This window comes from Streptomyces fodineus (assembly GCF_001735805.1).
In the GTDB taxonomy this organism is placed as follows: Bacteria; Actinomycetota; Actinomycetes; order Streptomycetales; family Streptomycetaceae; genus Streptomyces; species Streptomyces fodineus.
This window is the reverse complement of sequence record NZ_CP017248.1, coordinates 6684564-6703646: the sequence shown is the minus strand read 5'-3', so window position 1 is coordinate 6703646 and position 19083 is coordinate 6684564. Positions and strand designations below refer to the sequence as shown.

14 protein-coding genes are annotated in these 19083 nt (G+C 71.2%); 7 read left to right on the top strand and 7 right to left on the bottom strand.

What is annotated here, in order from left to right:
• Positions 1-134: 134 nt before the first annotated feature.
• Entirely contained in the window at positions 135-1868 is a 1734-nt protein-coding gene (locus BFF78_RS28710) for an ABC transporter ATP-binding protein (protein WP_069781053.1), read from the top strand.
• Positions 1868-3796 (top strand): ABC transporter ATP-binding protein, encoded by a 1929-nt coding sequence (locus BFF78_RS28705; protein ID WP_069781052.1) that lies wholly within the window; start codon positions 1868-1870, stop codon positions 3794-3796. Before BFF78_RS28710 ends, BFF78_RS28705 begins: the two co-directional genes overlap by 1 nt.
• Positions 3797-3840: 44 nt before the next feature.
• Here BFF78_RS28705 and BFF78_RS28700 read toward each other — a convergent pair whose 3' ends face one another.
• From BFF78_RS28700 to BFF78_RS28680, 5 genes are all read right to left on the bottom strand, one after another.
• Entirely contained in the window at positions 3841-5121 is a 1281-nt protein-coding gene (locus tag BFF78_RS28700; protein WP_227025952.1) for an RNA polymerase sigma factor, read from the bottom strand.
• Positions 5122-5238: 117 nt separating this feature from the next.
• The gene (gene dnaG / locus BFF78_RS28695) at positions 5239-7140 is read right to left on the bottom strand and encodes a DNA primase (protein ID WP_069781050.1); all 1902 of its coding nucleotides are present in this window, start codon (positions 7138-7140) and stop codon (positions 5239-5241) included.
• 56 nt (positions 7141-7196) lie between these two features.
• A complete protein-coding gene (locus tag BFF78_RS28690; RefSeq protein ID WP_069781049.1) occupies positions 7197-8462 on the bottom strand; it encodes an NAD(P)/FAD-dependent oxidoreductase in 1266 nt (421 codons plus the stop codon).
• Between the two features lie 104 nt (positions 8463-8566).
• Positions 8567-9844 (bottom strand): deoxyguanosinetriphosphate triphosphohydrolase, encoded by a 1278-nt coding sequence (locus BFF78_RS28685; RefSeq protein WP_069781048.1) that lies wholly within the window; start codon positions 9842-9844, stop codon positions 8567-8569.
• A 68-nt stretch (positions 9845-9912) separates the two neighbouring features.
• Positions 9913-10773: a sirohydrochlorin chelatase gene (locus tag BFF78_RS28680; protein WP_069781047.1), complete on the bottom strand. Its 861-nt coding sequence runs from the start codon at positions 10771-10773 to the stop codon at positions 9913-9915.
• Between the two features lie 166 nt (positions 10774-10939).
• On the opposite strand from BFF78_RS28680, the gene BFF78_RS28675 reads away from it, so the two are divergent.
• From BFF78_RS28675 to BFF78_RS28665, 3 genes are all read left to right on the top strand, one after another.
• Complete coding sequence (locus BFF78_RS28675; protein WP_069781046.1) at positions 10940-11620, top strand: SanA/YdcF family protein; 681 nt, start codon at positions 10940-10942, stop codon at positions 11618-11620.
• A 2-nt stretch (positions 11621-11622) separates the two neighbouring features.
• Entirely contained in the window at positions 11623-13092 is a 1470-nt protein-coding gene (locus BFF78_RS28670; RefSeq protein ID WP_069781045.1) for a translocation/assembly module TamB domain-containing protein, read from the top strand.
• Between the two features lie 98 nt (positions 13093-13190).
• On the top strand, positions 13191-15284 hold the full coding sequence (locus BFF78_RS28665) for a molybdopterin oxidoreductase family protein (protein WP_069781044.1): 2094 nt from the start codon (positions 13191-13193) through the stop codon (positions 15282-15284).
• 20 nt (positions 15285-15304) lie between these two features.
• Here BFF78_RS28665 and BFF78_RS28660 read toward each other — a convergent pair whose 3' ends face one another.
• Entirely contained in the window at positions 15305-15862 is a 558-nt protein-coding gene (locus BFF78_RS28660; RefSeq protein ID WP_069781043.1) for a GNAT family N-acetyltransferase, read from the bottom strand.
• 96 nt (positions 15863-15958) lie between these two features.
• On the opposite strand from BFF78_RS28660, the gene BFF78_RS28655 reads away from it, so the two are divergent.
• Complete coding sequence (locus BFF78_RS28655; protein ID WP_069781042.1) at positions 15959-16783, top strand: arylamine N-acetyltransferase family protein; 825 nt, start codon at positions 15959-15961, stop codon at positions 16781-16783.
• A gap of 1 nt (position 16784) precedes the next feature.
• Here the strand turns inward: BFF78_RS28655 and BFF78_RS28650 are convergent, their stop codons facing one another.
• Positions 16785-17219, bottom strand: a complete 435-nt coding sequence (locus tag BFF78_RS28650; protein ID WP_069781041.1) for a gamma-glutamylcyclotransferase family protein — start codon at positions 17217-17219, stop codon at positions 16785-16787.
• A 139-nt stretch (positions 17220-17358) separates the two neighbouring features.
• On the opposite strand from BFF78_RS28650, the gene BFF78_RS28645 reads away from it, so the two are divergent.
• The gene (locus BFF78_RS28645) at positions 17359-19011 is read left to right on the top strand and encodes a M4 family metallopeptidase (RefSeq protein WP_069781040.1); all 1653 of its coding nucleotides are present in this window, start codon (positions 17359-17361) and stop codon (positions 19009-19011) included.
• Positions 19012-19083 lie beyond the last annotated feature (72 nt).

The window sequence follows — 19083 nt, the reverse complement described above, 5'->3', positions numbered from 1 at the left end:
GCCCTCGGCTGAGGCACCCTCGGCCTTTGGGCCGCTGTCGGGTTAATCAGTTGAGGTAACGCGGGTGGAGTGTTCGACGATAGGGGCCAAGGGCAACCGCCCGGCCCCCACTCGCCGACTCCGAGAGACCTAGCGTGCTCATACGACTTCTGCGGACCTATCTCAGGCCCTACAAGAAACCCATAGCCCTGCTGGTGCTGCTGCAGTTCCTGCAGACCTGCGCCACCCTCTACCTGCCCACACTGAACGCGCACATCATCGACAACGGTGTCGTGAAGGGTGACACGGGGTACATCCTGTCCTTCGGTGCCCTGATGATCGGCATCTCGCTGGCGCAGGTCGTGTGCAACATCGGTGCCGTGTACTACGGCGCCCGGACCGCCTCAGCGCTCGGCCGGGACGTGCGCGGTGCCGTCTTCGACCGGGTGCAGTCCTTCTCCTCACGTGAGGTGGGTCACTTCGGGGCGCCCTCACTCATCACTCGTACGACGAACGACGTACAGCAGGTCCAGATGCTGGCCCTGATGACGTTCACCCTGATGGTGTCGGCGCCCATCATGTGTGTGGGCGGCATCGTGCTGGCGCTCGGCCTGGATGTGCCGCTGTCCGGGGTGCTGGTGGCGGTGGTCCCGGTGCTCGGCATCTCCGTGACGCTGATCGTGCGCCGGCTGCGGCCGCTGTTCCGGTCGATGCAGGTCCGCCTCGACACGGTGAACCGGGTGCTGCGCGAGCAGATCACCGGCAACCGGGTGATCCGCGCCTTCGTCCGCGACGAGTACGAGATGGGCCGGTTCGGCAAGGCGAACGGCGACCTGACCGAGATGCAGCTGGCCACCGGCCGGATGCTCGCGCTGATGTTCCCGATCGTCATGACCGTGGTGAACCTGTCGTCGATCGCGGTGGTGTGGTTCGGCGCCCACCGCATCAACAGCGGCGGGATGCAGATCGGCGACCTGACCGCGTTCCTCGCCTATCTGATGCAGATCGTCATGTCCGTGATGATGGCCACCTTCATGTTCATGATGGTGCCGCGCGCCGAGGTGTGCGCCGAGCGCATCGAGGAGGTCCTCGGGACCGACTCCAGCGTGGTTCCGCCGATCGCGCCCGTCACCGAGCTGCGCCGGCACGGGCATCTGGAGATCCGGGGCGCCGGCTTCCGCTATCCGGGTGCCGAGGAGCCGGTGCTGAAGTCCATCGACCTGGTGGCCCGGCCCGGTGAGGTGACCGCCGTCATCGGTTCCACCGGCAGCGGCAAGTCGACCCTGCTCGGGCTGGTCCCGCGGCTGTTCGACGCCACCGAGGGCGAGGTCCTCGTCGACGGCGTGGACGTCCAGGAGGTCGACCAGAGGCTGCTGGCGAAGACCGTCGGGCTGGTGCCGCAGAAGCCCTACCTGTTCGCGGGCACCGTCGCCACGAACCTGCGGTACGGCAATCCGGACGCCACCGACGAGGAGCTCTGGCACGCGCTGGAGGTGGCGCAGGCCAGGGACTTCGTGAGCAAACTGGAGGGCGGCCTGAACGCGCCGATCGCCCAGGGCGGTACGAACGTCTCCGGCGGCCAGCGCCAGCGCCTCGCCATCGCCCGCACCCTGGTGCAGCGCCCGGAGATCTACCTCTTCGACGACTCCTTCTCGGCCCTCGACTACGCCACCGACGCGGCGCTGCGCACCGCGCTCGCCCGGGAGACCGCCGAGGCCACCGTCGTCATCGTCGCCCAGCGGGTGGCGACCATCCGGGAAGCCGACCGGATCATCGTGCTGGACGAGGGCCGGGTCGTCGGCTCCGGCCGGCACCGGGAGCTGATGGCGGGCAACGAGACCTACCGGGAGATCGTGCTCTCCCAGCTGACGGAAGCGGAGGCTGCCTGATGGCCGGGCCCATGGGACGCATGATGGCCGGGGGCGGCCCCGACCAGCGCTCGATGGACTTCAAGGGATCGGGCAAACGGCTCGTCTCCCTCTTCAAACCGGAACGGCTCACGATCTACGGCCTGTTGCTGTGCGTGGTCGTCAGCGTGACCCTGAGCGTGATCGGCCCGAAGATCCTCGGCAGGGCCACCGACCTGGTCTTCGCCGGCATCATCGGCCGGCAGATGCCGGCCGGGGCCACCAAGCAGCAGGTCCTCGACCAGATGCGGGCCCATGGCAAGGGCTCCATCGCGGACATGCTGAAGAGCACCGACTTCACGCCGGGCAAGGGCATCGACTTCGGTGCCGTGGGGAACATCCTGCTGCTCGCGCTCTGTACGTTCCTGGTCGCCGGCCTGCTGATGGCGGTGGCGACCCGGCTGGTCAACCGGGCCGTGAACCGCACGATGTACCGGATGCGCGAGTCGGTGCAGGCGAAGCTGTCGCGGCTGCCGCTGTCGTACTTCGACAAGCGCCAGCGCGGCGAGGTGCTCTCCCGCGCGACCAACGACATCGACAACATCGGGCAGACGCTCCAGCAGTCGATGGGCCAGCTGATCAACTCGCTGCTCACCATCATCGGCGTGCTCGCCATGATGTTCTACGTCTCCTGGATCCTGGCGCTGGTCGCGCTGGTCACCGTGCCGCTGTCGTTCCTCGTGGCCACCCGGGTCGGCAAGCGGTCGCAGCCGCACTTCGTGCAGCAGTGGCGCTCCACCGGCAAACTGAACGCCCACGTCGAGGAGATGTACACCGGGCACACCCTGGTGAAGGTCTTCGGCCGGCAGGAGGAGTCGGCGAAGCAGTTCGCCGAGCAGAACGAGGCGCTGTACCAGGCCGCGTTCAAGGCGCAGTTCAACAGCGGTGTCATGCAGCCGCTGATGATGTTCGTCTCGAACCTGAACTACGTCCTGGTGGCGGTCGTCGGCGGCCTGCGGGTGGCGTCCGGCTCGCTCTCCATCGGTGACGTGCAGGCCTTCATCCAGTACTCGCGGCAGTTCTCGATGCCGCTGACGCAGGTCGCGTCGATGGCGAACCTGGTGCAGTCCGGTGTCGCCTCGGCCGAGCGGATCTTCGAACTCCTGGACGCGGAGGAGCAGGAGGCGGATCCGGTGCCGGGCGAGCGGCCCGCGGAGCTGCGCGGTCGGATGCGGCTGGAGCACGTGTCCTTCCGGTACGACCCCGACAAGCCGCTGATCGAGGACCTGTCGCTGACCGTCGAGCCCGGTCACACGGTGGCGATCGTCGGCCCGACGGGCGCCGGCAAGACCACGCTGGTCAACCTGCTGATGCGGTTCTACGACGTGTCGGGGGGCCGGATCACCCTGGACGGGGTCGACATCCGGAAGATGTCCCGGGACGAACTCCGGTCCGGGATCGGCATGGTGCTGCAGGACACCTGGCTGTTCGGCGGCACGATCGCGGAGAACATCGCGTACGGCGCGTCGAGGGAGGTCACCCGGGGCGAGATCGAGGAGGCCGCGCGGGCGGCCCACGCGGACCGGTTCGTGCGTACGCTCCCCGACGGGTACGACACCGTGATCGACGACGAGGGCACGGGCGTCAGCGCCGGTGAGAAGCAGCTCATCACCATCGCGCGGGCGTTCCTGTCCGACCCGACGATCCTGGTCCTCGACGAGGCGACGAGCTCGGTCGACACCCGCACGGAGGTCCTGATCCAGAAGGCGATGGCCAAGCTGGCGCACGGCCGTACCTCGTTCGTCATCGCGCACCGGCTGTCGACGATCCGGGACGCCGACACGATCCTGGTGATGGAGAACGGCTCGATCGTCGAACAGGGCGCGCACACGGACCTGTTGGAGGCCGACGGAGCCTACGCCCGCCTGTACAAGGCCCAGTTCGCGCAGGCTGTGGCCGAGGTGGACTAGAGCTGGACCAGGCGAAGGGGGGCCGCCGGAAGGCGGCCCCCCTTTCAGTCCAGGTACCCCCTCAGCTGATCCGCGAATGCGTGATCCCGGAGCTTGTTCAGGGTCTTGGACTCGATCTGCCGTATCCGCTCCCGGGTCACCCCGAACAGCCGGCCTATCTCCTCCAGCGTGCGGGGCCGGCCGTCGATGAGGCCGTAGCGCAGCTGGACGACCTTCCGCTCCCGCTCGCCCAGCGTGGACAGGACAGCCTCCAGATGCTGCCTGAGCAGGAGGAACGCGGCGGACTCCACGGGGCTCGCCGCGTCGCCGTCCTCGATCAGGTCGCCGAGGGCCACATCGTCCTCCTCGCCGACCGGGGCGTGCAGCGAGACCGGTTCCTGGGCCAGCCGCAGGACTTCGGAGACCCGCTCGGGCGGCAGGTCGAGGTGCGCGGCGACCTCTTCGGGCGTCGGCTCGTACCCCCGCTCCTGCAGCATGCGCCGCTGCACCCGGACGACCCGGTTGATCAGCTCGACCACATGGACCGGGACACGGATGGTGCGGGCCTGGTCGGCCAGGGCCCGGGACATGGCCTGGCGGATCCACCAGGTGGCGTACGTCGAGAACTTGTAGCCGCGGGCGTAGTCGAACTTCTCCACCGCCCGGATCAGCCCCAGGTTGCCCTCCTGGACCAGGTCGAGCATGGTCAGGCCACGGCCGATGTACCGCTTGGCGACGGAGACGACGAGCCGCAGGTTGGCCTCGATGAGCCGCCGCTTGGCCATGCGCCCCATGACCACGAGCCGGTCCAGGTCGAGCGTCAACTCATTGTCCAGGTCAGGGGTGTTGCTCAGCTTCTCCTCGGCGAACAGGCCGGCCTCCACCCGGCGGGCGAGTTCGACCTCCTCGGCGGCGGTGAGCAGCGGGATACGGCCGATCTCGCGCAGGTACTGGCGGAACAGGTCGGCCGAGGGTCCACCTGTGTCGGTCCGGACCGCGGCCGGTGGCTCGACGGGCTCGGCGGCTTCCAGTGGTTCACCGTCCTCCTCGGGCTCGCCCGTGAGCGCTTCCGCGGGCGGTTCCGCCGGCTCGGCGGACGCCGCCTCCGGGTGGAGGGCGGCACGGCCCTGCGGGGGCACGGCCGTGAGGACGTCCGACTCCGCGTCCGGCTCGTCCGCCGTGGTACCGGTGGCGCTGTCGGTCTGGGTGACGGTCTGGGTCTGCACGGGGGCGACCTCCAGGATGATCGCTGCCGTCGGCTGCGGCAGCGGTGCTTCGGAAGCGGAGAGTCGACGGCCTGCGCTCCGAGGACTCGGGCACCGCACCCAGTGTGGAGTACGACACATCCCCGCCACGAGGGGCGTGCGGTGACTTTTTGCATCCGTTCCGTGACCGGTTGGTGATCCGCGCGAAAGAACGCGGGAGTTCGTGCCGTACGACAGCGACGAGTCGAACAGGCGCTCCTACAGCGCCTCCGCCCCCCGCTCCCGCAGCGCCTGGTCGTACTGCTGGAGGACCCACATCTCGTTCTGCACGGCGGCCAGCTGGGTGGGGTCGCCGCCGGTGGCGAGGCGGGTCAGCTGGGACTGGATGTCGTGGATGCGGCGCTCGACGGCGCGGCGGCGGATCTGGACCAGGACCGTGCCGGCGTAGGTCTCGTCCACCGTGCGGCGCAGGATCGGCTCCACGGCCAGCTCGGTGACCATCGCGCGGGCGGTGTCGTCCGGCGCGGCCTCGCGGACCCGGACCAGATACTCCTGCGGGTCGGATACGCCGTACTCGGCGCCGCCCGCCTCGGCGATCGTCTGGCGCACGGCGGCGTAGGGCGGCGCGGTGAACTCGTCCACGCCGTAGGCGTCGAAGGCCGGGGAGACCAACTCGGGGCGCTGGAGGGCGAGTTTGAGCAGTTCACGCTCGGCGGCGTAGACGGGGTTGCGCAGGGTGAGGGCCGGGCCGGAGTTCGTCGGGCGCGGGGCGGCCTGCCACTGCTGGTCGGCCGCGCGGGGACGGCCCTGCTGCGGGCCCTTGCCTTCCCGGGCCCAGCGGGCCAGCTGGGCAACGCGCCGGACCACGAACTGGGTGTCGAGGATGCCGAGCATGCCGGCCAGTTCGACGGCGACCTCGTGCTGGGCGCCGCTGTTCTTGATGCGGGCCACGATCGGCGCCGCCTCGTCCAGCGCCGCCGCCCGGCCCGCCGGGGTGTCGAGGTCGTAGCGGCTGACGATCTGGCGCAGCGCGAACTCGAAGAGCGGCGTGCGCGGTTCGGCCAGGTCCGCCACCGCCTCGTCGCCCTTCGCGAGGCGCAGCTCGCACGGGTCCATGCCGTCCGGCGCGATGGCGATGTAGGTCTCGGCGGCGAACTTCTGGTCGTCCTCGAAGGCGCGCAGGGCGGCCTTCTGCCCGGCCGCGTCGCCGTCGAAGGTGAAGATCACGCGGGCCGAGCCGTTGTCCATCAGCAGGCGGCGGAGGATCTTGATGTGCTCGCCGCCGAAGGCCGTACCGCAGGTCGCGATCGCGGTCGTCACCCCGGCGAGGTGGCAGGCCATGACATCGGTGTAGCCCTCGACCACGACCGCGCGGCTGGCCTTGGCGATGTCCTTCTTCGCCAGGTCGATGCCGTACAGGACCTGTGATTTCTTGTAGATCGCCGTTTCGGGGGTGTTGAGGTACTTGGGGCCGTTGTCCGCCTCGTAGAGCTTCCTCGCGCCGAAGCCGACGACCTCGCCGCCGATGTCCCGGATCGGCCACATCAGGCGGCCCCGGAAGCGGTCGATGGGTCCGCGCCGGCCCTCCTGGGAGAGCCCGGAGAGGATCAGCTCCTTGTCGGTGAAGCCCTTGCCGCGCAGATAGCGGGTGAGGTGGTCCCAGCCCTGGGGGCTGTAGCCGACGCCGAAGTGGACGGCGGCGGCCTGGTCGAAGCCGCGCTCGGCGAGGAAGATCCGGCCGGTGTCGGCCTCGGGGCTGGTGGCGAGCTGCTCGGCGTACCACTGCGCGGCGATCTTGTGCGCCTCGACCAGGCGGATGCGCTCGCCGCGCTGGTGGGCCGGGTTGTACCCGCCCTCCTCGTAGCGCAGCGTGATGCCGGCCTGCGCGGCCAGGCGCTCGACCGCCTCCGAGAAGGAGAGGTGGTCCACCTTCATCACGAAGGTGATGGTGTCGCCGCCCTCCTGGCAGCCGAAGCAGTGGAAGAGTCCCTTGCTCGGGCTGACCTGGAAGGACGGCGACTTCTCGTCGTGGAACGGGCACAGGCCCTTCAGATTGCCGCCGCCCGCGTTGCGCAGCTGGAGGTACTCGGAGACCACGGCGTCGATCGGGACCGCGTCCCGTACCGCCTTCACGTCCTCGTCGTTGATCCGTCCTGCCACGAGGTGATTCTACGGGGGTGCACCGACAGCCCCGCTGTTCCCGGTGTTCCCGGTGGTCAGGGCGCGAGGCTGTCCAGCGGTACGTGCGGGTCGGCCAGCGCCTCCGTGTCCACCCGGGCCTTGGAGCGGATCAGTTTCTGGATCTGCTCTGTGACATCCCACACGTTCACGTTCATCCCGGCGAGCACGCGTTGCTCCTTCACCCAGAACGCGATGAACTCCCGCTTCCCGGCGTCACCCCGGATCACCACCTCGTCGTACGACCCGGCCGGCGCCCAGCCGCTGTACTCCATCCCCAGGTCGTACTGGTCGGTGAAGAAGTAGGGCACGCGGTCGTAGGTGACGTCCTGGCCGAGCATCGAGCGGGCCGCCGCCGGGCCGCCGTTCAGCGCGTTGGCCCAGTGCTCGACCCGGACCCTGGTGCCGAAGAGTTCGAGCGGGAAGTTCGCCACGTCACCGGCGGCGTAGATGTCGGGGTCGCGGGTGCGCAGCCGCTCGTCGACCACGATGCCGCCGCCGTGCGCCCGGTCGGCGATCTCCAGGCCCGCCGCCTCGGCGAGGCCGACGCGGGGGGCCGCGCCGATCGCGGCGAGGACGTCGTGCGCCGGGTGCTCCTCGCCGTCGTCGGTGCGGGCCGCGAGGACCACGCCGTCCTGGCCGACGATCTCGGTGAGCTCCCGCCCGAAGTGGAAGCGGACCCCGTGCTCGCGGTGCAGCTCCGCGAAGACGCCGCCCAGCTCGGGGCCGAGGACACCGTGCAGCGGGGTCGGCCCGTGCTCGATCACCGTGACCTCCGCGCCGTACTCGCGGGCCGCCGCCGCGACCTCCAGGCCGATCCAGCCGGCGCCCGCGATCACCAGGTGCCCGTTGTCCCGGCCGAGGGCGGCGAGGACACCCTTGAGGCGCTCGGCGTGCGCGAGACGGCGCAGATGGTGCACGCCCGCCAGGTCCGTGCCCGGGATGTCCAGGCGGCGGGGCTCGGCACCGGTGACGAGCAGCAGCTTGTCGTAGCGGACGAGGGTGCCGTCGTCGCCGAAGCGGACCGTCTTCGCCGTACGGTCGATGCGGTCGACGGTCTGGCCGAGGTGCAGCTCGATGTCGTTCTGCGCGTACCAGGCGGGCTCGTGCACGAAGACGCTGTCGCGCTCCTCCTTGCCGAGCAGATAGCCCTTGGACAGCGGCGGGCGTTCATAGGGGTGGTCGCGCTCGTCACTGATCAGTATCACCCGGCCGGTGAAGCCCTCCGCCCGGAGCGTCTCGGCCGCCTTCGCGCCGGCGAGCCCGCCCCCGACGATGACGAATGTCTGATCCGCGTCGACCACTTGATGCCTCCTCGTAACGGTGCCGCCATATGGGAGCGTCCCGCACACGGCGTGGCGCGGGAAGAGGGAGTGACCCGTTCAGGCCACTTCGGGTCACGTTCCTTTCACATATGCCCCGTCAGTCTGGCGTGCAGGGAGAGCGCCGAGGCATCCGTGAGGGAGGCGATCTGGTCGACGATCACCCGCTTGCGCGCGTGGTCGTCGCCTGCCCCGTCGAAGAGCGTCCGAAACTGCGGATCCAGCCCCTCGGGCGCGCGAGCGGTCAGCGCCTCGGCCAGCTCGGCGACGATCACCCGCTGATCGGCGCGCAGCCGCTCCTGCTCGGCGCGCTGCATCACATAGCGGTCCGCGACCGCCTTGAGCACCGCGCACTCCATGCGCGCCTCGCGGGGTACGACCAGTTCGGCGCCATAGCGGGTGAGCCGGCCGGTGCCGTACGCGGTGCGCGTGGCGCCCTCGGCGGCCAGGCAGAACCGGCCGATGAGCTGGCTGGTGGCGTCCTTCAGGCGGGCCTGGGCGGCCGCCGTGCCGTCGTAGCCGTGCGGCCACCACTCCTCGTCCTGGAGCCGGTCGAGGGCGGCGGAGAGCTCGGCCGGGTCGGTGCCGGCGGGGACGTACCGGCCGATGGCGACCTCGAACACCGTCTGCCGTTCGGGCTCGGCGTGCAGGCAGTTGGGGTCGATATGGCCGGCGTGCAGGCCGTCCTCGACGTCGTGCACCGAGTACGCCACGTCGTCCGACCAGTCCATGACCTGGGCCTCGAAGCAGGTGCGGGTGCCGGGGGCGTGCGCTCTGACCCAGTCGAACACCGGGCGGTCGTCCTCGTAGACGCCGAACTTCCGCGATGCCGGGTCGGTGGGGTGGGCGCCGCGCGGCCAGGGGTACTTGGTGGCGGCGTCGAGGGTGGCGCGGGTGAGGTTGAGGCCGACGGACCGTTCTTCGGTGAACCGTTTGGGCTCGATGCGGGTGAGGAGCCTCAGGGACTGGGCGTTGCCCTCGAAGCCGCCGCAGTCGTCCGCGAAGGCGTTCAGCGCCTGTTCGCCGTTGTGGCCGAAGGGCGGGTGGCCGAGGTCGTGGGCCAGGCAGGCGGCTTCGACGAGGTCGGGGTCACAGCCGAGGGCCGCGCCGAGCTCCCGCCCGACCTGGGCGCACTCCAGGGAGTGGGTGAGCCTGGTTCTGGGGCTGGCGTCCCAGACCTGGCTGTGGGTGCCCGGGGTGACGACCTGGGTCTTGCCCGCGAGGCGGCGCAGGGCGGCGGAGTGGAGGATGCGGGCGCGGTCGCGCTGGAAGGCGGTGCGGCCGGGGCGTTTGTCGGGCTCGGGGGCCCAACGCTCCGCCGAGGTGGGGTCGTAGGGGCCGTTGTCGAGTGCGGTGCCTTCCATGATTCGACAGTAAGCGCCGGCAGTGACAAAACGGTGGTGCCGGGCGCCTGGTCATCGCACCGCTTGCGTCAGGCCGAGGCCAATTCCGGCTGCCGCGTCGTCCTCGCCTGGTCGTACCGGTGCAGGATCAGGCGGGCCATCGCCGGGTGGGCGCCCAGGGGTGCCGAAGCCATCCAGGGGGCCGCCTCGGCGCACTGGGTGGCGAAGCGCCCCGGGGCCGTGAAGTACGAGGCGATCGCGACCTTGTGCCGGCCCCTCGCCACCAGTGCGCGCACCGCCGTCGGGACGTTCGGGCTCGCCGCCGAGGCGTAGGCCGGGACGACCGGAACCCCGAGCCGGTCCGCGAGCAGGCGGGCCGTGCGGCGGGTGTCGGTGGCCGAGTCGGGGTCGCGGGAGCCTGCTGCGGCCAGGACGACCGCGCCGGCCCGGCGGGTCGGCCCGTCCATGGCGGTCGGCCAGCCGGCCTCCAGCAGGCGGTCGTAGAGGGTCTCCACGAGGAGGGGGTGCGGGCCGAGGGGGGCGGCGACGCCGGTGCGGGCCGCCGCCGAGGCCGCCATGCCGGGGATGTCCTGTTTGATGTGGTAGCCGCGGGAGAGGAGCAGCGGAACCAGGACGGCGGGGGTGTCGCCGAGGGCGGCGAGGGTGTCCGGGAGCAGGGGCTCGTTCAGCTCGATGTGGCCCAGGTGGACGGGGAGACCGGGGCGCAGTTCGCGTACCCGTTCCAGCACGGTCCGTACGGTCTCCAGCGCGCGCGGGTCGCGGCTGCCGTGGGCGACCAGGACGAGGGCGGGCGGGGCCGCGCGGCGGTGGCCGAGCGGGGAGACGAGCCGGAGCTGTCCCGCGAGCCGGCTGCCGATGCTGTTCATGAGGTGCGCCGTGCTGTCGAGGTGGAGGTCGGACTCGGAGCGGGAAGGATGCGACGCCGTCATGAACCGATCCTGACGGTGCCAGGTTGCGTGGCCGTTGCCGGGCCGTCACGAGCGTTTACCGCCGCTTCACAGTCGTACAGGTGCACGATGTGAGGCGAACCGGATCGGCGCCGGTGGCGTCCTCCATGGTCGACAGCGATTCCGGGGCCGGATTCTGGGGGGCCGTATGAAGATCCGCCGACCGCGGCTGCCGCGCACCCGTAGGGGGCAGCGGCGGCTGGTGCAGGCCGTGATGGCCGGGTGTGTGCTGGCGCTGCTGCCGGTGACCTGGCTGTACGTGTCCACGGCGGACCGGCTGCGCACGACGGCCGATGCCCCGCGGGCGCAGGTCGCCGTGGTGTTCGGGGCCGGGCTGTGGAACGGCGAGCCGTCGCCGTATCTCGCGAACCGGCTGGACGCGGCGGCGCGGCTGTACCGGGCGGGGCGGGTCGAGGTCGTCCTGGTCACCGGGGACAACAGCCGCAAGGACTACGACGAGCCCGACGCCATGCGCACCTACCTGAAGAAGCACGGCGTACCCGACAGACGGATCGTCAGCGACTACGCCGGGTTCGACACCTGGGACTCCTGCGTGCGGGCCAGGAAGATCTTCGGCGTGGACCGGGCCGTACTGATCAGCCAGGGCTTCCACATCCGGCGGGCGGTGGCGCTGTGCGAGGCGGCGGGGGTCGACTCGTACGGCGTCGGCGTCGACGCCAAGCACGACGTGACCTGGTACTACGGCGGAACACGCGAGGTGTTCGCGGCGGGCAAGGCGGTGCTGGACGCGGTGTTCCACCCGGATCCGACGTTCCTGGGGCCGCGGGAGAACGGGGTCACCAAGGCGCTGGCGGGGGCGCGGGACTGAGCATGGAGATCACTGATCTGACGCCCGCCGAGCGCCGCGTCCGGGACGCCTTCCCGCACGGTGAGGGGGTCGACTTCCGGGAGAGCGACGACGAGGACCCCGAGCAGGGCGCCTCATGGGGTCCGCAGCGGACGCTACGGGCGGAGGTGCTGCGGGCGCTGCTGCTGGACGGAACGGTGCGGGAGGGACGGATCGCCGGGCTGAAGGTGTGGGGCGCGCGCATCACCGGGGTGCTCCACCTGATGTACGGGACGGTCGACCACCCGGTCCGGCTGCGGGCCTGCCACTTCGAGGAGACCCCGAACCTGTACGGGGCGAGGATCCCCGCCCTGGTGCTGACCGACTCGGTCCTCCCGGGGCTCACCGCGGGCACCCTCCGCGTCGACGGGACGCTGCGGATCACCTGCTGCCGCATCGCGGGCCGGGTACGGCTGGCGGGCGCGAGGATCTCCGGGGCGTTCTTCGCCAACCAGGCACGGCTCGGCCGCCCCGACCAGGTCCTTGACGAACCCGTCCTCCAGCTCGGCCATGCGGACGTGGGCGCGGACGTGCGGGCCGTCGGGCTCGTCGCCCACGGCGAGGTCCGGCTGAAGGGGACCACCGTGGGCGGGCAGGTGAACCTCGACGACGCCGTGCTGCGCAACCCCGGCGGCACGGCGCTGGACGCCGAGACCCTCTCGGTCGGCACAGATCTGCGGGGGATGCGGCTGCGCACCGACGGGCGGTTCAATCTGCGCGGCGTCCGGATTCCCCACCAGCTCAATCTCGCGTACGCCCGCCTGTCCCATCCGGAAGGGGTGGCCCTGCGCGCCAGCAGCAGTGTCATCGGCGAGCTGTGGCTGCGCGAGGCCGCGCCCGTCGAGGGGGCCGTCAATCTGCGCCGCGCCCAGGTGGACCTGCTGCACGTGCCGCCCGAGGCCTGGCCCGAGCGCGTGCAGATCGACGGGCTCAGCTATCGCGTCCTGGCGCCGCACCTGCCGCCCGAGCAGCGGCTGCCCCTGCTGGAGCGCGAGGCCGGCGGCTATCTTCCCTACCCCTACGAGCAGCTGACCACGGCCTACCGCACGGTCGGCGACGACGCCGCCGCGCGCACCGTCCAGCTGGCCAAGCTCCGCCGCCACCGGCGCACCCTGCCGCCGTACGCCCGGCTGTGGGGCTGGCTCCAGGACGCGGCCGTCGGCTACGGCTTCCGCCCGATGCGGGCCGCGGGCTGGCTGCTGCTCCTGCTGTGCACCGGCACGCTCGCCTTCGCCCTGCACCATCCGCCCGCTCTCAAGCCGTCCGAGGCGCCCGCGTTCAACCCGCTCTTCTACACCCTCGACCTGCTGCTGCCGATCATCGACTTCGGCCAGGAGGGGGCGTACGCGCCGCGTGGGTGGTACCAGTGGCTGTCGTATCTGCTCATCGTCACCGGCTGGGTGCTGGCGACGACGATCGCGGCGGGCGTCAGCCGCTCGCTGAGCCGGCAGTAGGGACCTCACGGCGTCACCGGCCCGGCGGGGAGGCCGCCGTGCCGGGCGTGTAACCGGAAGCGGTCGGGGCCGTAACACGCCCGACGCACGCTGGCGGCATGGAACCGATCGCCTCGACGCCCACCCACTGCCCGTACTGCGCCTTGCAGTGCGGGATGAACATCATGCCCCTGCCGCAGGGGGGCGTCGAGGTGACGGAGCGGACGGACTTCCCGGTGAACCGGGGGGCGCTGTGCGGCAAGGGCCGTACGGCGGCCGAGGTGCTGTCGCCCGCGGTGCGGCTGACCTCGCCGCTGGTGCGGTCCGGTGGCCGGCTGGTGGAGGCGGGCTGGGACGAGGCGCTGGACCGGATCGCCGAGCGGCTCGGGAGCATACGGCGGGAGTACGGCGCGGACGCGCTGGGTGTGTTCGGCGGGGGCGGGCTCACGAACGAGAAGGCGTACGCGCTCGGCAAGTTCGCGCGGGTGGTGCTGGGCACCTCGCAGATCGACTACAACGGCCGGTTCTGCATGTCGTCGGCCGCGGCGGCCGGTACGAAGGCGTTCGGCCTCGACCGGGGGCTGCCCTTCCCTCTGGAGGACATACCGAAGACGGGGTGCGTGATCCTCGTCGGGTCGAATCCGGCCGAGACGATGCCGCCGTCCCTGCGGTACTTCACCGAACTGCGGGAGAACGGCGGCACGTTGATCGTCGTGGACCCGCGCCGGACGAGGACGGCCGAGCAGGCGGACCTGCACCTGGCCCCCCGCCCCGGTACCGATCTCGCCCTCGCGCTGGGCCTGCTGCACCTGGTGGTGGCCGAGGGCCGGACGGACGAGGAGTACATCCGGGAGCGGACCACGGGCTGGGAGGAGGCGCGGGCGGCGGCGATGGCGTACTGGCCGGAGTACGTGGAGCGGATCACGGGGGTGTCCGTTCCCCGGCTCCGCGAGGCCGTCCGGCTGTTCTGCGCGCCGGAGAGCGCGATGGTGCTGACGGCCCGCGGGCCGGAGCAGCAGTCCAAAGGCACGGACACGGTGGGCGCGTGGATCAACCTGTGCCTGGCGACCGGCCGGGCGGGCCGCCCGCTGTCCGGGTACGGCTGTCTGACCGGGCAGGGCAACGGGCAGGGCGGGCGCGAACACGGCCAGAAGGCCGACCAGTTGCCCGGCTACCGCAAGCTGGACGACCCGGCGGCACGGGCGCACGTGGCCGGGGTGTGGGGGGTGGACCCGGACGCGCTTCCCGGCCCCGGACGCAGCGCGTACGAACTTCTCGACGCCCTCGGCACGGACATCCGGGCGCTGCTGCTGATGGGCTCCAACCCGGTGGTGTCCGCGCCGCGCGCGGCCCATATCGAGGAGCGCATCAAGTCCCTTGACTTCCTCGCCGTCTGTGACGTCGTGCTGTCGGAGACGGCCGAGCTGGCGGACGTCGTGCTGCCGGTCACCCAGTGGGCGGAGGAGAGCGGCACGACGACCAGCCTGGAGGGCAGGGTCCTGCTGCGCCGCCGGGCGATCGCCCCGCCACCCGGCGTCCACAGCGACCTGCACGTCCTGCACGAACTGTCCGCCCGGCTGGGAGTGGAGAAGGGCTTCCCGGCCGACCCGGAGGAGGTGTTCACCGAGTTGCGCCGGGCCAGCGCGGGCGGACCGGCGGACTATTCGGGGATCACCTATCGGCGTCTGGCGGAGGAGACGGGGGTCTTCTGGCCGTGTCCGGAGAACCCGGGCGAGGCGAACCACCCCGGCACCCCCCGCCTCTTCCTGGACCGTTTCGCGCACGCAGACGGACGGGCCCGCTTCGTCGCCGTGACCCATCGTCCGACGGCGGAGGAGCCGGACGCCGAGTACCCGCTGCTGCTGACCACCGGCCGGGTCGTCGCGCAGTACCAGTCGGGCGCGCAGACGCGGCGGGTCACCGAGCTGAACGCGGCCGCGCCCGGCCCGTTCGTGGAGCTGCACCCGCGCCTCGCGGCCCGTATCGGCGCGGCCGAGGGGGACCCGGTGACCGTGACATCCCGGCGGGGCCGGGCCACCGCGCCCGCCCGGATCACCTCCGCCATCCGCCCGGACACGGTCTTCATGCCGTTCCACTGGCCGGGCGAGGGCCGCGCCAACACCCTCACCAACCCGGCGCTCGACCCGACGTCCCGGATGCCGGAGTTCAAGTCGTGCGCGGTACGGGTGGAGGTCGTCGGGTCACGGGCGTAGGTGAGGAACCCTGGGCCGCCTCAGGCCCGATCTTCGCCCTGCCCTGCCTGCCGAAGTTCCTTCTCCAGCAGAGTGAAGGACTTGGGCGTCCCGCCCGGCTGCGGCTTGCCCTCCATATGGCCCACGACTCGGTAACCGGCGTTCCGGTAATAGGCGTTGAGCTGTGCGTTACCGGCCAAGCAGTCCAGGCGCACACAAGTCCGCCCCACCGCAGCCACTCGGAGTTCCGCCGCGCTCAGCAGCAGCCGCCCCGTTCCGGGCGCGGCGGCGCCCCGGTCGACCATGAGCCGGTGCACGTATCCGGCCACGGGCGGCTGCAGACCCCAGGCGGCCTCGTCCTCCCACCACAGCTCCCAGGCGCCGGCGATGCGCCCCCCGGCCTCCGCGAGCCAGACCTCGCCATGCGCCATGACCTGGCGGAAGTGGTCCTCGTCCAGCTCTCCCGGCTGCCACTGCCCGGTGATGCCGCGGGCCAGCATCCAGCGTGCCGCGTCGTCGCGGAGGCGGACGAGGGCGGCCAGATCGGCCTCGGTAGCCGGGCGGACGTGTAGATCATTCACTCGCGGATCGTCGCACATCCCTCCGACGACGGTCTCCGCCGGACCATGCCGTTGATCGCGACGGGCGGGCAGCAAAACCTCCCCCAGGGACAGGTAGGCGCGTAGGTTCGAAGCATGTGCGACTGTGAGCAGTTCGACCTCGACGCCTATCTGGACCGCATCGCTTGTGAGGGCGGCCGACGGGCCGAGCCGGCGACGCTGCAGGGCGTCCATCTGGCCCACGCGCTGTCGCTGCCCTTCGAGAATCTGGACCCGCTGAGCGGCCGGGCGCCCTCGCTGGCACCTGGCGATCTCATGGCCAAGATGGTCCACGGGCGGCGGGGCGGCTACTGCTACGAGCACAACACGCTGATGTGGCTCGCCCTGGAGGCGCTCGGCTTCCGGGTGGGCGGGCTGGCGGCGCGGGTGGTGCTGGGCGCCCCGACACGTTGCAGCCGGCCGCGCACGCACATGATGCTGCGGGTGTCGGTGCCGGGTGAGCCGGAGCCGTATCTCGCGGACGTCGGCTTCGGCGCCGCCGGCTCGCTGCTGGCCCCGATCCCGCTGGTCACCGGCACCGAGTTCGAAGGCGGCGGACGCCGGCACCGGCTGGTGACAGCGTCGCACGAAGGTCCGCTGGAGCTACTGGAGTTGCAGATGTACGACGGCCGGGACTGGGTCGGACAGTACGCGTTCACGCTGGAGCCGTTCGCAGCCCCGGACTACGAGGTGTTCAACTGGCACGTCGGCACCAATCCCCGCTCCCCCTTCACCCGCCGGCCGTATCTCCAGCGGACCACCGCCGAGCGTCATCTGGCCCTGGACGGCGACCGGTTGACCGAGACCCGAGCCGACGGCACGGTCACCGAGCGCATGCTCGCGGACGAGGCGGAGGCACGGCGCGTGATCGAGGAGGACTTCGGGGTCGCCGTACCCGAGGGGCTGTCCCTGCTGCGCTGACTCAGCGCCGGGACAGCCAGTCGCCGTCCTCGATCAGGTTCCCCTCGGCTCGCAGGGCGGTGGCGACGCGGGGAGCGGCCAGGTAGACCCAGGCCCGGGCGCGGGTGCCGTCGGTGGTGCGGACGACGTCCCGGGCGACGCGTTCGTAGAGGTTGCGCGGGTCGCCCGGGACGTACTCCTCCAGGCGGTCGAGGGCGGCGAGCAGGCCGGCATACGACTCCGGGCGGGCGGTGACCAGTTCGCCGCGGATCTCGCCGCCGGGCCGCTCGACGGCGTAGGGGTAGCCGGGGCCGTCGTAGAGCGCCGCGCCGGGCAGCCGGGCCGGTTCCTCCGACGCGGTGCGGCCCCGCAGGAACACGTCGTGGTTGACCTCACCGGGGCGCAGCGTGCCGTAGACGAAGAAGGGCAGCGGGGGTCCGGGCTCCGAAGCGATCACGGAAACGATTCTGTACCCCCTTCGGCTCCTCACACATCTCCATGAAGGGTCTATGGACACCACATGTCATGGCCCCTTAAATCTCTGGGGACATCAGCGCCGCCCCCACGCCTGGTTTGGCGCCTCCCCGAGGAGACCGATGAGCCGGATACGGCAGCACGTACGAGGATCCCGTCGTCTCGCCACCACCGCCGGCGTCGCCGTCACCACCGCGACCCTGCTGTCCGTGGCCCTCTCCCCCACCGCCCACGCCGATACGAGACCGTCCCGGGCCACCGCGATCCAGAACGCGGCCTCGGCGCTCCTGGCCCATGCCGCGAGCCTGGGCCTGACCTCCGCCGAGGGCACCAGCGTCCGCGATGTGATCGTGGACAGGAACGGCACCCAGCACGTCCGCTACGACCGCACCTACCACGGACTGCCCGTGCTGGGCGGCGACTTCGTGGTCCACCTGGCCCGGGACGGCGCCTACCGCAGCGCGAACCGGGCCACCCCCGGCACCATATCCCTCGCCTCCATCCTCCCCGAGATCTCGGCCCCCAAGGCCGCCGACCTCGCCGTGAACGCCCTGCGCGCCGTCAACCTCGGCAACACGCTGAAGCAGGTCAAGGCCAAGCCCGAGCTGATCGTGGACGCCCTGCACGGCACCCCGAGGCTCGCCTGGCGCACCAACGCGGCCGGCCTGGACTCGCTCGGCAACCCGGTCGCCCGGACCGTGCTGACCGACGCCCGCACCGGCCGCCAGATCGACGCCTGGGACAGCATCGAGACCGCCGCCGGCGACGGCAAGTCGCTGTACGGCGGGACGGTGCCGCTTCAGACGACCCAGTCGGGCTCGTCGTACCAGCTCAAGGACCCGACGCGCGGCAACACCTTCACCGGTGACGCCGAGGGCAAGACCGACCTGTGCTTCTTCGGCATATGTTTCAGCCGGGCGCCCGCGGACCTGTTCACGGACGCCGACAACCACTGGGGCACCGGCACCACCTCCGACCGCGCCTCGGCCGCCGTCGACGCCCAGTACGGCACCAACATGACCTGGGACTACTACAAGAACGTCCACGGGCGCAGCGGCATCGCGGGCGACGGCAAGGGCTCGTACAACCGCGTCCACTACGGCAGCAACTACAACAACGCCTTCTGGGACGACAGTTGCTTCTGCATGACGTACGGCGACGGTGACGGGACCACGTTCGGGCCGCTGGTCGCCCTCGACGTCGCCGGGCACGAGATGACCCATGGAGTCACCGCCAAGACGGCCGCGCTGACCTACTCCGGCGAGTCCGGCGGGCTCAACGAGGCCACCTCGGACATCCTCGGCACGATGGTGGAGTGGTACGCGAACAACCCCGCCGACCCCGGTGACTACCTCATCGGCGAGAAGATCGTGAAGCCCGGCTTCGGCAAGACCGCACTGCGCTACATGGACAAGCCGTCCAGGGACGGCAACTCGGCGGACTACTGGAGCAGTTCGGTCGGCAACCTCGACGTCCACTACTCCTCCGGCGTCGCCAACCACTTCGCCTACCTGCTGGCGGAGGGCAGCGGCGCGAAGACCATCAACGGCGTCAGCTACGACTCGCCGACGTACAACGGCTCCACGGTCACCGGCATCGGCCGGGACAAGGTCGGCAAGATCTGGTACCGGGCGCTGACGGTCTACATGACCTCCTCGACGAACTACGCGGGGGCCCGTACGGCGACCCTGAACGCCGCCAAGGACCTGTACGGCGCGGGCAGCACGGAGTACAACGCGGTGGCGGCGGCCTGGAGCGCCGTCAACGTCGGCTGAGTCGCTCGGCGGTGAGAGGACAGGCCGGCGCCGGTGATGGCACCGGCCTGCCGGTTTGGCGCGTCACCCGTT

Bases quoted from the DNA above. Each gene is read 5' to 3' on its own strand.
- BFF78_RS28645 (WP_069781040.1), top strand. From the start codon at position 17,359: ATGAGCCGGATACGGCAGCACGTACGAGGATCCCGTCGTCTCGCCACC.
- BFF78_RS28685 (WP_069781048.1), bottom strand. From the start codon at position 9,844: ATGGAAGGCACCGCACTCGACAACGGCCCCTACGACCCCACCTCGGCG.
- BFF78_RS28680 (WP_069781047.1), bottom strand. From the start codon at position 10,773: ATGACGGCGTCGCATCCTTCCCGCTCCGAGTCCGACCTCCACCTCGAC.
- BFF78_RS28660 (WP_069781043.1), bottom strand. From the start codon at position 15,862: ATGTGCGACGATCCGCGAGTGAATGATCTACACGTCCGCCCGGCTACC.
- BFF78_RS28670 (WP_069781045.1), top strand. From the start codon at position 11,623: ATGGAGATCACTGATCTGACGCCCGCCGAGCGCCGCGTCCGGGACGCC.
- BFF78_RS28655 (WP_069781042.1), top strand. From the start codon at position 15,959: ATGTGCGACTGTGAGCAGTTCGACCTCGACGCCTATCTGGACCGCATC.
- BFF78_RS28665 (WP_069781044.1), top strand. From the start codon at position 13,191: ATGGAACCGATCGCCTCGACGCCCACCCACTGCCCGTACTGCGCCTTG.
- BFF78_RS28700 (WP_227025952.1), bottom strand. From the start codon at position 5,121: ATGTGTCGTACTCCACACTGGGTGCGGTGCCCGAGTCCTCGGAGCGCA.
- BFF78_RS28675 (WP_069781046.1), top strand. From the start codon at position 10,940: ATGAAGATCCGCCGACCGCGGCTGCCGCGCACCCGTAGGGGGCAGCGG.
- BFF78_RS28705 (WP_069781052.1), top strand. From the start codon at position 1,868: ATGGCCGGGCCCATGGGACGCATGATGGCCGGGGGCGGCCCCGACCAG.